General features: G+C 38.7%; 12 protein-coding genes. 7 read left to right on the top strand and 5 right to left on the bottom strand.

Going from position 1 to position 14697, the window contains the following annotated elements:
* Nucleotides 1-76 precede the first annotated feature (76 nt).
* Nucleotides 77-1255, top strand: a complete 1179-nt coding sequence (gene pheA, locus B0169_RS12280; protein ID WP_077286275.1) for a prephenate dehydratase — start codon at nt 77-79, stop codon at nt 1253-1255.
* Nucleotides 1256-1607: 352 nt separating this feature from the next.
* Here pheA and B0169_RS12275 read toward each other — a convergent pair whose 3' ends face one another.
* From B0169_RS12275 to B0169_RS12255, 4 genes are all read right to left on the bottom strand, one after another.
* Nucleotides 1608-2057 (bottom strand): hypothetical protein, encoded by a 450-nt coding sequence (locus tag B0169_RS12275; protein ID WP_077286274.1) that lies wholly within the window; start codon nt 2055-2057, stop codon nt 1608-1610.
* A gap of 577 nt (nt 2058-2634) precedes the next feature.
* Complete coding sequence (locus B0169_RS12265; protein WP_143323536.1) at nt 2635-2847, bottom strand: hypothetical protein; 213 nt, start codon at nt 2845-2847, stop codon at nt 2635-2637.
* Between the two features lie 268 nt (nt 2848-3115).
* Nucleotides 3116-6205 carry an efflux RND transporter permease subunit gene (locus B0169_RS12260; protein ID WP_077286271.1) on the bottom strand — a complete coding sequence of 1030 codons (3090 nt, stop codon included), beginning with the start codon at nt 6203-6205 and terminating at the stop codon, nt 3116-3118.
* Entirely contained in the window at nt 6202-7257 is a 1056-nt protein-coding gene (locus B0169_RS12255) for an efflux RND transporter periplasmic adaptor subunit (RefSeq protein ID WP_077286270.1), read from the bottom strand. Before B0169_RS12255 ends, B0169_RS12260 begins: the two co-directional genes overlap by 4 nt.
* Nucleotides 7258-7478: 221 nt before the next feature.
* On the opposite strand from B0169_RS12255, the gene B0169_RS12250 reads away from it, so the two are divergent.
* From B0169_RS12250 to B0169_RS12230, 6 genes are all read left to right on the top strand, one after another.
* Nucleotides 7479-8216, top strand: a complete 738-nt coding sequence (locus B0169_RS12250) for an AsmA family protein (RefSeq protein ID WP_077286269.1) — start codon at nt 7479-7481, stop codon at nt 8214-8216.
* A gap of 15 nt (nt 8217-8231) precedes the next feature.
* On the top strand, nt 8232-8609 hold the full coding sequence (locus B0169_RS12245; RefSeq protein WP_077286268.1) for a hypothetical protein: 378 nt from the start codon (nt 8232-8234) through the stop codon (nt 8607-8609).
* 99 nt (nt 8610-8708) lie between these two features.
* Nucleotides 8709-8849 carry a hypothetical protein gene (locus tag B0169_RS19250; RefSeq protein ID WP_158077088.1) on the top strand — a complete coding sequence of 47 codons (141 nt, stop codon included), beginning with the start codon at nt 8709-8711 and terminating at the stop codon, nt 8847-8849.
* 88 nt (nt 8850-8937) lie between these two features.
* Nucleotides 8938-10458, top strand: coding sequence for a methyl-accepting chemotaxis protein (locus B0169_RS12240; RefSeq protein ID WP_077286267.1), 1521 nt, complete (start codon nt 8938-8940; stop codon nt 10456-10458).
* Between the two features lie 653 nt (nt 10459-11111).
* Nucleotides 11112-13310 (top strand): adenosylcobalamin-dependent ribonucleoside-diphosphate reductase, encoded by a 2199-nt coding sequence (locus B0169_RS12235; protein WP_235838561.1) that lies wholly within the window; start codon nt 11112-11114, stop codon nt 13308-13310.
* A gap of 78 nt (nt 13311-13388) precedes the next feature.
* Nucleotides 13389-14093, top strand: a complete 705-nt coding sequence (locus tag B0169_RS12230; protein WP_077286265.1) for a TSCPD domain-containing protein — start codon at nt 13389-13391, stop codon at nt 14091-14093.
* A gap of 118 nt (nt 14094-14211) precedes the next feature.
* Here B0169_RS12230 and B0169_RS12225 read toward each other — a convergent pair whose 3' ends face one another.
* A complete protein-coding gene (locus B0169_RS12225) occupies nt 14212-14688 on the bottom strand; it encodes a thioredoxin family protein (RefSeq protein WP_077286264.1) in 477 nt (158 codons plus the stop codon).
* Between the last annotated feature and the right edge of the window lie 9 nt (nt 14689-14697).

Raw genomic sequence — 14697 nt, 5'->3', positions numbered from 1 at the left:
CTGGAGGTTTTTTCGTTTTTAAAGCAACAAAAATTAATAGCAAAATCAATTCATAACAACTTATTAGGAAAACGCGGTGAACGAAGCATTAGATTTAAATAAAATACGTGAAAAAATTACCCACCTCGATCAGCAGCTACTGACTTTATTTGCTGAACGCCGCGCTCTAACTTTAAATGTTGCCAAAAGCAAAGCCCATCAAATTCGACCTGTGCGTGATCAGCAACGTGAGCAAGAACTCCTAATTCGCTTAATTACAGAAGGCAAAAAGCTAGGATTAGACGCTCATTACGTCACCAGTATTTTTCAAACCATTATTGAAGACTCAGTACTAAATCAGCAAGCCTACTTACAAACATTAACTAATCCCAATATGCAAGAACCGACAGTAAGCGTAGCGTTTCTTGGTGATAAAGGCTCATACAGCTATTTAGCTAGTCATCGTTACTTTTCTCGTCGGGCTGAAAAAATTATTGAGCACGGCTGTCAAAGTTTCGCAGAGATCATGCAACAAGTAGAATCAGGCATGGTTGATTACGGTATGCTGCCAATTGAAAACACAAGTTCAGGTAGTATCAACGAAGTTTACGACGTACTGCAACATACTAACTTATCTATTGTTGGCGAAATTACTCAACCCATTGAGCACTGTTTGCTCACGGCAGTTAATAGCAAACTAGCGAATATTAGAACTATTTATGCACATGGTCAGCCTTTCGCACAGTGCAGTAATTTTCTTGATAAGCAAAGTGATATTCGCATTGAGTATTGTGAAAGCACGGCTGATGCCATGGCTAAAGTTTATGAATTACAAGACGACAGTGTCGCCGTTATTGGCAGTGAAGAAGGAGGAAATTTATATCAACTGCAAGCCTTAGAAAAGTCTATTGCTAATCAAACCGAAAATCACAGTCGCTTTATCTTAGTTGCTCGCAAACCTATCGATGTTGCCGAGCAAATCCCAGCAAAAACAACATTAGTCATTGCCACTGGACAAAAGCCTGGTGCACTGGTTGAATGTTTACTTGTACTGAAAAATAAAGGTATAAACATGTGTAAACTTGAATCACGCCCGATCCAAGGTCGTCCTTGGGAAGAAATGTTTTATATCGATGTTGAAGCAAATTTAAAGCATGCAACTCTTCAAGAAGCCGTCAGTGAAATTACCGAACAAACGAATTTTATTAAAGTATTAGGCTGCTATCCAATTGAGCATATTAGCCCAACAAACGTCCCAAGTAGCGCGTTAACTTGAGATAATATTCAATGTTAAACTCATGATATTTGAGCTCTAAAAGGGCAGTATAACTGCCCTTTTCATACTCAATACAATGCCATTAGTTAACTCATATTAAGCTCGGGTGAGCTCTGTTGCCTTGGTCTGGGCTGCGTCACTTTAACCAATAATGCTAATTAAACGACTAACAGCTTTATTGTCAACCAATAGCTCGCTAATAGTTGCTAAAAATCCCCGGCTAAACGGCTACATTGCATCATTACACTTGTATTAAGCTTTGTGCTTAAAGCAATATCGCGAATAATTTAGCCAATATCATTTTTAATTAACGGATTATAAAGCCCGTTAGCCCAGCCTGAGTTCAGGTTAGTTAAGTTTTCTTGCGACTTTTATATCCGACTATTGCAAAAATTAACAAAGCTAAAAAGAACATACCAAAAGTTGAACTGCCTTGGTCTGCTTCAATTTCTTCAGGTGTTAAAATAACTTGCTCTGGCGTTTTTATTTCATAAGCTTGATAAAAGTCACCATTTACTTGCCGTGCTTTTAAACTAACCACTTTACCTAACAATGTTTGAGACTCATCATCTCGACAATAATCAGCACGAAATCTGACACTTAAATTAAAGGTTAAAGCTGAATTTTCTAACGATAAAGCTGCCGCACCTTTGTGTGGACAATGTAACTTTAAAATCATACCGTCAAAAGTTTTTATATCGTTTAATTCAGCGTATGGCTTAGTATCTAAAGTACTTTTGATACCAATAAATAGAAATAAACATGCGAATGCTAATGAAATGATTTTAGTCAGTTTATTCATACTACGTTAAGTCCAAATGAGTGTAGAAATATTCTATGTGACATAGTAAAACAAATTGAGCCGTGTTCTGCCTTATTTCAGATCATCATTTAAACGATTACTTGCCAATAGCAATTTTCAAAAAGACTCAGGTTGAAATAATTGATACTTTTTGGCTTTTTAATCGAAAGAATAAGGCACTTAACATTAAAATAAATAGTATAGGCATAGCAGCAAACATCAAAGTAAACAGCATGTAAGGCGCAATTAACAAGGTTAAGCAGATAAAGCACAGCATAGGTAGTAATAGCCAAAAAGTATGCTCACTCGCACAAAGTCTAAAGCCTTTATGCATAAAAACTAATAAACATATACCCAAACCACTTGAAAATGCAGGATTCAGCAAGTCGAAAAAGGGTTAGCACCAAGGCATTGATTGAAAGGAATGGTTGTTCCATTGTCGAAATCAATAACGACGGAGATGACCCTTTATCGACTTGCCCTACGGGAGCTAAGCTAGAAAATCAGTGCAGCGTTGCAGCACTTGATAAGGGAATAACCATTATCTGCGTGCTGTGCCTTGCGCTGATTTCCTAGCTTAACTCTGAAACTGCACTTTCAAGTTGCTTGGGTATAAACTGACCAAACTTGCCGTGATTGCAGTAACTGAACCAGGATAATAATCAAGGATAAAATCGGTATGCGGGTGCAGAATACTCGGTACAGGAGCTAAATGGCCAATTTGCACTAACCAAACTAATGAGCCAGCCAATAAACAGCCAAAATTAAATGACCATAGTTTCTTATTCACATCAAACATCACATTACTCAAATTTATTTTTATTATTTCCCTCTGTTATATATCAAGTTCATTTTTTAATCAAGGTGTGTGAATTTTATACTAAAAACACATTAGACTGTTAGCTAGCCATAAGCTCTCGAGTATTGTGTTACCAGCATTCTGCTTCATCTACAGATCATAGATGGGGATAAAATAAAAAGGTCCATATAACATTGCTGCTATATGGACCTTTCGCTAAAAATTTTAAGTTTACTGTTAAAATTTATTTCACTTTATTTCACTTCATTTCTGCTTGTTGCCTTGCTATTTCTTTAGTTATTTCTTGTGGTGAGCCGGTATTTCGACATAACCAATAATAAGCGCCCGGCACAACAAATAAAGTAAAAATACTTGCTAATGATACACCCGCGAAGATAACCACACCGATCACCATTCGGCTTTCAGCTCCCGGACCTACAGCTAGTACTAATGGAATAGCACTTGTGACCGTGGTAAAGGTTGTCATCACAATAGGTCTTAGACGTTGTGTTGCGGCAGAGATTAATGCTTCCTCAAAGGCAATGCCTTTGTCGCGCAGCTGGTTGGCAAATTCCACGATCAAAATACCATTTTTTGCGGCTAAGCCAATCAACATCACAATACCTATTTGGCTATAGATATTGAGGCTCATACCCATCAATTTAAGCCCTGCTAAAGCCCCTACTAACGCTAACGGCACAGTCAACATAATAACAAAAGGATGAATAAAGCTTTCAAATTGCGCTGACAATACTAGGTAAGTTATCACTAAAGCTAAAGCAAAAATAAAGGCAATAGAGTTACCTGACTCTTGCAATAATTGCGACTGACCTTTGTACGCTACTTGTGCTTCTTCAGGTAGGTGCTCAGCTACAGCATTATTTAAAAAGTCTAAAGCATCACCTAAAGCATAGCCATTAGCTAAACTAGCAGTAATCGTGACACTACGTAGACGATTAAAGCGATTTAGTTGTGATGATGTCGCATTCTCTTCAATCGTGATCAAATTTGATAACGGGATTAACTTGCCACTAACCGAAGAGCGAACAAAAATATTGTCGATATCTTTTGGATTCGAAAAGTCAGTTTTTTCACCTCGAATAACCACATAGTACTCTTCACCACGTTCAACAAAGTTAGTAACTCGGCGCTGGCCCAACATAGTTTCAAGAGTTCGCCCAATATCCCCCACTGACACCCCTAAATCAAAGGCTCTGGTGTGGTCAATTTTCACCAATAATTGTGGGTAAGTTTCTTTATAGTCGCTATCAATGCTGTGCAGGTTAGGGTTTTCTTGTGCTTTTGCGATAATAATATCGCGCCATTTAGCTAGCTCAGCATAAGTATTCCCTTGTAACACAAAGGCCACTGGGGAGGTTGAGCCTCCGCCACTTAAGCCCCTTCTCATCATGGCAAACGCTCTAACATCAGTGACTTTAGACAACTCACCATTAATTTTGTCAATAAAGTCAAAGGTATCAATTACCCGATCTTTCCAAGCAGGCATACCAACAATGGCAATACCGCCGGTACCACCGAAGCCAGGTACACGGACAAGCACACGATCGAGTTCACCATTATCTTGATGCACCAACAGTTTGCTTTCTATCTCCTGCATATTTTTGACATTATTTTCATAACTTGCCCCTTCTGCACCACGCATCATCACGAAGAAGTTTCCTCTGTCTTCTTTTGGCGTGTACTCCGAAGGTAATTGATAAAATAGGCTGTAAACAGAAAACAAAGACAAAATAATAACAAAAACAATCATTACAGGCTGATGAACACTATTTCTTAAGGCACGTGAATAAGCGGCCTCAAGTTTGGCAAAACCTTTGTCTAGCTTTTGACCAAAAGATGAGCTGCGCTCTTTATGCTTCAACATTTTTGAACACATCATCGGTGTCAGAGATAATGCCGTTAAGCTAGAAAATATAACCGCTGCGGCGATAGCAATCGCGAACTCCGTAAATAATCTTCCGACATTACCGGATAGGAATACTAAAGGAACAAAAACCGCGACTAAAACTAATGTTGTGGCAATAACGGCGAAGGCCACTTCTCGACCGCCTTCATAAGCAGCAAGTAAAGGCGTTTGCCCACCCTCAATACGGCGATAAATATTTTCTAACACCACAATCGCATCATCAACAACCAGACCTATGGCTAAAACTAAAGCTAATAAGGTCAATAAGTTGATGGAAAAACCAAACCAAGACAACACCATCATTGAGCCAATTAGCGCAACGGGGACGGTAACGGCAGGGATCAGTGTCGCTCTAACATTACCTAAAAATAAAAATATCACGAGTACTACCATTAACATCGCAATGCCAAGCGTACTGTAGACCTCATCAATAGAGCCTTGAATAAACACCGATGAGTCGTAACTATTCGTGATTGTGGTTCCTTGTGGTAAACCATCACGAATAAGTTTCATTTCTTTTCGTGCTGACTTAACCACTTCCAAGGTGTTGGCTTTTGATTGCTTAATAATACCTAAGCCAACCATATTTTTTCCATTGCCTCGAAACAGGTTTTCTTCATCTTCTGCTGCCATGCCTATTTTTGCGACATCACCCAGATAAACCAATGACTTATCATCATTGCGCGCTACAACCATAGTAGCAAAGTCATTTTCGGTTAAGTAACTACGTTCAACACGAATAGAAAAATCACGGTCAATTGACTCAACCTTACCAGCGGGTAGCTCAACATTTTCAGCACGTAACGTTTGTTCGATATCATTAACAGTCACGCCTCTAGCAGCCATAGCTTTGCGATTTAACAATACTTTCATGGCATAAGTTCTGCCGCCACCAAGGCGTACTCGTGCGACACCATCAACAACAGAGAATCGGTCAACAATGTACCGCTCTGCATAATCAGTTAGCTGAAGAGTACTCATAGTTTCACTTTGTAAAACAAACCAAACTATGGCGCTTTCATCATCATTTGCCTTAAAAACTTCAGGCGGATCAGCTTGCTCAGGCAAGTTGTTTAATGCCCGTGAAACTCTATCACGAACATCATTGGTCGCTGCGTCAATATCGCGATCAAGTTCAAACTCAATAGAAATATTCGAACGACCAACTCGGCTATTTGAGTTAATTGATTTAACGCCTTCAATACCGCTAATTCTATCTTCGAGTAATTGAGTGACTTTACTTTCAACTATCGCTGCCGATGCGCCAGGATAGGAAGTATTGATACTAACCACAGGCGGGTCAATATCAGGATATTCACGCAAAGGTAAAGTCAAAAATGCGACAACACCAAAGGTAATTAACAATAAATTGATAACAGTGGCAAAAACCGGACGCTTAACCGAGAGGTCAGATAAAATCACGATTTACCCCCTAACACATTAACCGCGGTACCATTACTTAGCTTTAAAGCACCTTCGATTACCACTTCTGAGTTGTTGTCCAGCCCACTTAGCACTTCAACAAAACCATGATAACGTCGACCAATTTTGAATGATTTTTTTACCGCTTTACCATCTTCAATCACAAAAACAAAATGCTCATCTTCAATCGGAATAACAGCACTTTCAGGTAGTTGTAGAACTTTTTCAACATTACGAACCACTTGTAGGTTTAATAACATACCGGCACGTAATTTATGATCGCCATTGGAAATTTCAGCTCGTACTTTTAAAGTACGGGTAACGGGGTCAATACGAGAGTCGATTGAGCTCACCTTGCCAATAAATACCTCTGATTGATAAGCGGTATTGGTAGCTTCGATGCGTTGACCAACAGCGATGGTATTTAAGTAACGTTCAGGAATTGAAAAATCAACCTTGATAATACTTAAGTCATCTAAGCTAGTAATAACGTCGCCTACATCCACTAAAGCACCAAGACTTATTTCACGAAAGCCTAAAACACCTGAAAATGGTGCTTTAATCGTTAAATCATCAAGCTTAATTTTTGCGCTAAGCAGTTGTGCTGCTATCGCTTTAGTTTTTGCCTCTTGTTGATCAACCAAAGATTTAGAAGTTGCTTTTTTATCAAACAAATCTTGAAAACGATTAAGCTGAGCTACAGACTCGGCAAGGTTAGCTTGTAACTCTTTAACTTTGGCCGCTTCTTCTTGGCTATTCAGACGCACCAAAATATCGCCTTTTTTTACCGTATCACCATCTTGGAATGAAATATCATCAACCAAGTCAGAGTATTTACTGGTAATTAAGACTTGCTCATTAGCTCTAGAAGTACCAATAGCTTCTACTGCATCTTTAAAATCAGCTAAAGCGATAACGACCGTTTTTACTGATACGACACGTTGATTTTTTTCTTGCGTGATCTTAGTTTTAGGCCATTGTAAATAAACCGCCAAAACAACTAACATGGTAACAAGTAATAACAAAGGGAGGCGACGACTAACAGCAGACATAAAAGCTCTCTAAATTTTTTAAAAAATATAATAATATAACTATATCCTAGATACTGAAAACGCTCGATACAACTTAGCGTAGAATCCAAGGCTTTGGTCGCAAATTAGAAAAAATAATTAACTTTGTGATTATTAAGATATAATTTATTTACACACATACCAAATGACAGGTATTAGCTGTTTGGTATTACTTCATACATTACATTTTAAGGATTGAATTCGTGAAAATTATAGCCTCAATTATTGTCGTTTTGTTATTACTCAGTGGTGGTGCTCTTTGGTTTTTGGCTGGAGGCTCACTCAATGAGTATGTTAAAAGCCAAATAGAAACTGTTGGTACGCAAGTTACCGAGCAGGCTGTTACGGTAAAAGCGGTTGATATCAAACTTACCAGTGGTGCTGGCAGCATTTTAGGTATCAATTTAGCAAATCCAAAAACTTACAGCCAAGCTAATGCTTTTTCTTTAGGGGAAATGACTCTCGACATTAACCTAGAAAGCTTAACTTCATCGCCCATTATCATTGATGCTATTGTCATTAAATCACCGCAAGCTTTCGTACAATTCACTGAGACCGGTGGTTCTAACATTCAAGATATTTTAGATGCCATAGAGCGAAATACACCTAAAACTGACACTTCAGTTGAAGAACCAGCAAGTAGCGCTAAAGAACCGAAAATTAAAGTGAGTAAAATCATCCTTGCAGGTACGGCATTAACTATAGATTTAAGTGCATTTGGCAATAAAGAACATAGCGCAACATTACCAGATATTACATTAAACAATGTTGGTGGTGACGAAGGCTTACCGGCAAGTCAATTAGGTAGTGAAATTGTTAAACAAGCACTATCCAATATTTGGAAACAAGCTAAAGCGACACAAAAGAAAAAGTTAGTTGATAGCGCAAAAGATAAATTAAAAGAAGAAGCTAAGAAAAAGTTAACTGACTTATTTGGTTAATGTAAGGCTTTTATCGTGCTAGCCTTTTGCAAAGCACACAGCATAATAAAGCGCATTTTGGGCTCCTTAGCTATTAGCACTACGTTATTATCAGGTAGTGTTTTAGCTGAGCAGCTTGAAGTTAATCTTATGCTTGGTCAAATGTACAGTTCAGACCTTATTGCCGCCACCGGTAGTCATATTGATGTTGATTCCGCTAGCCATATTGCTGTTGGTATTGCTTGGCAAGAAAGCCCCAATGGCCAAGGGAAAATTCTCTTAAATCATGTTAGCCATAACTTTACTGGTGAAGACAAAATAAAGCATTCGCTAACTATTACTTATGCCCACTTTAATAGTATCGCGCTGTTTCGTCAGCAAAACTATATCACTACCATGAGTTTAGGTTTCTAAGGAGCCTATTTTGATGGCAAAACCGGTGATAAACAGCTCTCCCCTTCTGCCAGTATCGCCTTAGGGACTCGCTATAAGTTATCTGACAATATAGCATTGATGACAGAGCTGCGTGCTTATGCGACACTCGTTGATAAAGATGACAAAATTTTTTGCCAACAAGTAAGTTGTAATGCTAACTTTGACGATTCACTTTGGACGGATAGCGCAATTACTGTTGGTATCGCGATTAAATATTAGTTAACCGCACCCTTAATTCATCCTCCAGTATTAGCTTAGAGCAAGCTTGGAGGCAATGTTCTGCTCAAATGTTAACTCGAGGAAAGTTATGGCTTCGTCAGCGCAGCAACTTATTTGTATTACTGATACTAAAGGAAAATATAACTACGTTAACCCCGCTTTTGCATTAGCCTTGGGGTTAGAGTCGGCACAAATATCAGAAGAAAGCCAAGAAAGTTACTTTCATCAGGAAATGCCTAAACGTATTCTTAATGAAATTAACCGCACTTTAAAAAAAGGACTTTCATGGCAAGGAGTTATTAGATACAACAATAAAAATAATCAGGATGTTTGGCTCGACACTTTTATTACCCCGCAGTATCAAGATGGAAATATTATCGGTTACCAAACCATTGCAACGCTTGCCAAACCAAGGTTAATTAAGCGCGCAACGCGTGTTTATGCCGCTATCAACCAAGATAATCGCTGGGCGAATTTAGAAATATCTAAAAATCATAAATTTACCTTTTTATTAATTGTTAGTGCTGTTGCACAATATTTTATTTTCAGCCACTTTGGTATATATCACTCTATTTTTGCAGCCTTGTGCGCTGCAACTCCTGTGGCGATTTTTTGGCAAGATATTATTCCTACTGCCATCAGTGCACAACGTATGCAATCAATGTTTGATTCATCTTCACGGAAGGTTTATTTCGGTACAGGTACCGCGAGTATATTCGAATTTAATTTTTCAATGTTAAAAGCAAAACTTCGGGCCATTATTGAACGCACTTTAGATACAACGAAACCGATGAATGCAGTGATGAATAATGTTAGTGCCGGTATTAGCCAAACCCGAGAAAATTTAACCACGCAACAAGGTACCATAGAGCAGTTAAGCCATGCCATGCTTGAAATGCAAACGGCAACAACAGAAATATCAGCAAATGTTGCTACGGCAGCTGGTGATTTAGATGACACTTTTCGACATTGTGAAGAGGCTCAGCAAGGTATTTTCTCAACCACTGATAAAATTAAATCATTAGCGGGTGATATTGATCAGGCATCATCTTCAGCCGACAGTTTAACTCAATCAGCCAACAACGTTGGTGATCTAATGGAAGAAATACAATCTATTGCCGACCAAACCAATTTATTAGCCTTAAATGCTGCTATTGAAGCCGCACGTGCCGGTGAGCATGGGAGAGGCTTTGCCGTTGTCGCTGACGAAGTCAGAAATTTATCATCTCGAACACAAGATTCTGCAGTAAAGATCCACCAACGCTTATCCGTTATGTTAGAAACCATAGAACAATGGGTTGCCTTAATGCTGAAAAATAAACAAGAAGCACAATCATGTGTTGAGATCGCTGAAGGCTCTAATCAAAAAATTGCTGACGTTGTCGATCGCGTGCAAAAAGTCACTGATGTTGCTAATCAAATAGCAACGGCGACTGAGCAGCAAAACATCACTTCTGTCACTATTAATCAATATGTTAACGACGTACAGCAGGCTATCACCCGTACTTGGCAGCAAACCGATATTGTTACTGATGAAATGCTAATGCTATCAAATAGCGTGGATAATATTACTAATGTTGCCAGTACCTTTATTCCGCCAAGTAAATAACCTCATGCAGATTAAACCGTAAAAATATCTCAATCTGAGCCAATACTTTTAGAACAACCTCAACTTTCGGCTAGCAAAGTTGAGGCTTGTTACCTCGAGCATAGTTAACTAACTCCCCCTTAGGTAATGAGTTATTGATATTCAAGTTGCTCAATAACTTAAGCGGTTAAGCGAAGATCATCGCCGGTTAACATGACAATAAACACCATTAACGCTTCATTTTATTCCATTATCAAGGCATAAGGTTTATGAATAGCGAGCTATTTGTCGATATTTTAACGCTGAGGGTCGGTGAAAAAAACGTGTTGAGAGATTGCTGTATATATAAAGTCATCAATACTGGCTTTTACATGGTTACAGCTTGGCTCTGCTAGTAGTCTAAAGGCAATAATCAGCTTAAATGCTGAAAAAGTTCAATCACCAATGATTAAAATACCGACTTAAGTAACTTTACTTTACACTATAATCCTATTAAAAAGCGCTTTCCCCCGCCAATATTTGATCAATATCACTTACAAGTAGGAAAACACAAAAACACAACATATTGTGTTAAATATTGATCGAGATATACATATATACACCTTTAGCTTGTATGAAATACAATAATATTTATTATCAACAAACCAATTAACTCGATAATAAAATAACTTGCCATGATGACACTGAAAACCGATCGTGAAAAAAAAACTGCTGCTGAAATAAATTCGCCCGAAAATAAAACGGATAAAAAGCCTGAACTACAAGCGGCTTCACTTGATATATGGGATAAAAAGTATCGACTAAAAGATAAGCACGGCAACAATCAAGAGGCCAATGTCGATGAAACATTTTTACGTATCGCGAAAGCTTTAGCTGATATCGAAGTTAAAAATCAGGCGCAGTGGCAAGAAAAATTTCTTTGGGCTATGCAATCTGGTGCTTATCCAGCAGGGCGCATTATTTCTAATGCTGGCGCAGCAAAATTTAAGCCCGCGACCTCGACAATTAATTGTACCGTATCCGGTACCATTGAAGACTCCATGACAGGTATTTTACAACAAGTTCATCAAGCGGGTTTAACACTAAAAGCCGGTTGTGGTATTGGTTATGAATTCTCGACATTAAGGCCTAGTGGAGCTTATGTCGCAGGGGCTAGTGCCACAACATCGGGGCCGCTGTCCTTTATGGATATATACGACAAAATGTGCTTTACCGTCAGCTCAGCTGGTGGCAGGCGCGGTGCCCAAATGGGAGTTTTTGATGTCTCTCACCCCGATGTTAAAGATTTTATTCTTGCCAAACGTGAAGATGGCCGGCTACGTCAATTTAATCTCTCTTTATTGATCAGCGATGACTTTATCAACGCGGTAAAAAATAACCACGATTGGCCGTTAAATTTTCCCTTAACTCAGAAAGAAGTATTAGCCGATGATATAGATCTTAGTGATAGCACAACAGTGCTTTTTAAAACGAATCACTATCATAGCGACTTTATCAAGCAGCACGATTACATCCTAAACGAACAAGGTAAAATCGCCTGCCGGATTTATCAGCACATACCTGCGCAGCGCTTATGGGATATGATCATGAGCAACACCTTTGATTATGCTGAACCTGGCTTTATCTTGATTGATCATGCTAATGATATGAATAACAACTGGTTTTGCGAACAGCTACGTGCCAGTAACCCATGTGGCGAACAAATATTACCCCCACATGGTGCATGTTTACTTGGTTCAATTAATTTGGTCAAATTTGTCGAGCAGGCATTCACGAGCAAGGCAGAATTTAACTGGCAGAAATTTAAAAAAGTCATCCGTATATTTACCCGTATGCTAGATAATGTTGTAGAAATAAATGGCTTACCGCTGCCTGAGCAACAACAAGAAATCAAAAGCAAACGCCGGCATGGTATGGGGTATCTCGGCTTAGGATCAGCTTTGACCTTACTGAAAATACCTTACAATAGTCCTGAAGCCGTTGCATTTACTGAAGAGCTATCAAAGGTGCTCGCGATCACAGGTTGGCAAGAAGCGCTAAAACTTGCGAAAGAAAAAGGCCCTGCTCCAATCCTCAAACAACACTTTACTGTTGACCAAGCTATGCTCAACAAACGTCCCGAAATGCTAGCTGATGGCATTAAAATTGGCGATAGCATTACCGGTGCAGTATTACATGCAAAATACAGCCGTTACATGCAAAGAATTGCACAAGAGCAGCCTGAACTTATCGCACAACTTGCTAAAATAGGTGCACGCTTCACTCACCACACCTCTATTGCCCCAACAGGTACACTGGCACTTAGCTTAGGCAATAATGTTTCAAACGGTATAGAACCAAGTTTTGCCCATGAATATCATCGAAATATTATTCGCGCGGGTAAAAAGTCGAAAGAGTCTGTGGCGGTAACAAGCTACGAACTTTTAGCTTATCGAACAATGATTAACCCTAATGCACAAGCCTATGCAACTGAAGGTGATGATCAACTCCCTAGCTATTTCACGGTCAGCGACAGTATTAGCCCTGAAGCTCATGTTGATATTCAAGCTGCAGCGCAGTATTGGGTAGACTCTTCAATTTCAAAAACCATTAACATTCCAACTGATTTTGCTTACCCACAATTTAAGAATATTTATCTCTATGCCTACGATAAAGGATTAAAGGGCTGTACAACCTTTCGATTTAATCCTGAAGTTCATCAAGGAGTACTCGTTAAAGAAACCGATCTGGAAAAGGTCGACTATGAGTTCACGCTTGCTGATGGCACAAAAGTAACAGCAAAAGGTAATGAAGAGATCCGCTACGACGGCGAAGTGCATACAGCAGCCAATTTACATGACGCCTTAAAAGAAGGCTATTACGGCAAGCTTTAAGCTTATATTGCCCCTAATACTTCAAGCTGAACTTTGTATATAGAAGCGTCACGGGTATAAATAATCACGAGAGTAACAATGATGAAAGAGATAACACAAAATATTAGCGCGGCGAAAGTAAAGTCACCTGACAGCGACGCAACACTCACAGCAGAAAGTGCTAACAATAAGGTGATGGTAAATTTAACGGAAAAAACCAAACGACCTGAAATGTTAGTCGGTTCAACCTATAAAATAAAACCACCTATTTCAGATCATGCACTATATATCACCATTAATGATATTTTATTAAACCAAGGCACTACGCAAGAAGTTAGGCGACCATTTGAAATATTTGTTAACTCAAAGAACATGGAGTTTTATTCATGGGTTGTTGCCTTAACACGTGTAATTTCTGCTGTATTTCGTAAAGGCGGTGATTGCACATTTTTAGTTGAAGAACTCAAAGCTGTATTTGATCCTAAAGGTGGCTATTATCAACCTGGCACAGGTATTTTTATGCCGTCAGTCGTTGCTGATATCGGCCATGTGATTGAAACACACTTAAAAACCTTAGACATGTTACCTAAGAGTGAAATAGATGCTCATCAGCAAGCATTTTTAAAACAAAAACAACAAGCTGCAATGGCTGAGGATACAAATAAAACTGTCAGTAAAAGTGAAAACCATCAATTAAATTTTCCAGACACCGCAAGTAACTGTAAAAAGTGCTACCAGAAATCAGTCGTATTACTAGACGGTTGTTCTACATGTTTAAACTGTGGCGACTCAAAATGTGGTTAAGTGTGATTAAGCTAAATTACCAAAGTTAAGTGTCTATCAGCATAAAAAAAACGCACAACAAGTTACTGTTGTGCGATTTTTTTTAATACTTTTATTTTAGCTGCTTTTTAACTAAAAATTATAGCATTGCTGATATATCAGCGGTTAATGACACTTTTGGGCGTTCAATAATGCGCCCGATTTCTTTACTACCTTGATAGACCACAAAAGTTGGCGTGTAACGAATATTATGCTTTTTTGCTGAGCCATTAGGTTCAGATTTATCATAATCAAGTCCAATTAAACGGTAAGATAATGCGCTATTTTCTGCCAACACCTTTAAAAATCTTGGCACTTCACGCTGACTATCATGACACCAAGAACCAAAATATATATCGATATGTAAATTATTTGGCCAACCTTTGATCACTGAAATTTCTTGCTCAGATAATGCAAATGCCTGATAGCTTTGCTGAAAGGCATCATAATCACGAATTAACTGCTGTTGGCTAATTTCACCTATAGCCATAGTGTTTTTTTCTGCATTACCATTAGCGCAAGCGGTAATGGTAAATAGGATCGTGATAATTAATAACATGGTGGAAACTGTTTTCATTTCATTCCT

The sequence above is a fragment of the Cognaticolwellia aestuarii genome (assembly GCF_002000025.1).
GTDB lineage: Bacteria > Pseudomonadota > Gammaproteobacteria > Enterobacterales > Alteromonadaceae > Cognaticolwellia > Cognaticolwellia aestuarii.
The sequence above is the reverse complement of the archived record's forward strand: the minus strand, read 5'-3'. Positions and strand labels throughout refer to the sequence as shown.

Excerpts from the sequence above, each read along its gene's own strand:
- B0169_RS12235 (WP_235838561.1), top strand. The coding sequence starts at position 11,112 with ATGATGACACTGAAAACCGATCGTGAAAAAAAAACTGCTGCTGAAATA.
- B0169_RS12275 (WP_077286274.1), bottom strand. The coding sequence starts at position 2,057 with ATGAATAAACTGACTAAAATCATTTCATTAGCATTCGCATGTTTATTT.
- B0169_RS19250 (WP_158077088.1), top strand. The coding sequence starts at position 8,709 with ATGACAGAGCTGCGTGCTTATGCGACACTCGTTGATAAAGATGACAAA.
- B0169_RS12240 (WP_077286267.1), top strand. The coding sequence starts at position 8,938 with ATGGCTTCGTCAGCGCAGCAACTTATTTGTATTACTGATACTAAAGGA.
- B0169_RS12230 (WP_077286265.1), top strand. The coding sequence starts at position 13,389 with ATGATGAAAGAGATAACACAAAATATTAGCGCGGCGAAAGTAAAGTCA.
- B0169_RS12255 (WP_077286270.1), bottom strand. The coding sequence starts at position 7,257 with ATGTCTGCTGTTAGTCGTCGCCTCCCTTTGTTATTACTTGTTACCATG.
- B0169_RS12225 (WP_077286264.1), bottom strand. The coding sequence starts at position 14,688 with ATGAAAACAGTTTCCACCATGTTATTAATTATCACGATCCTATTTACC.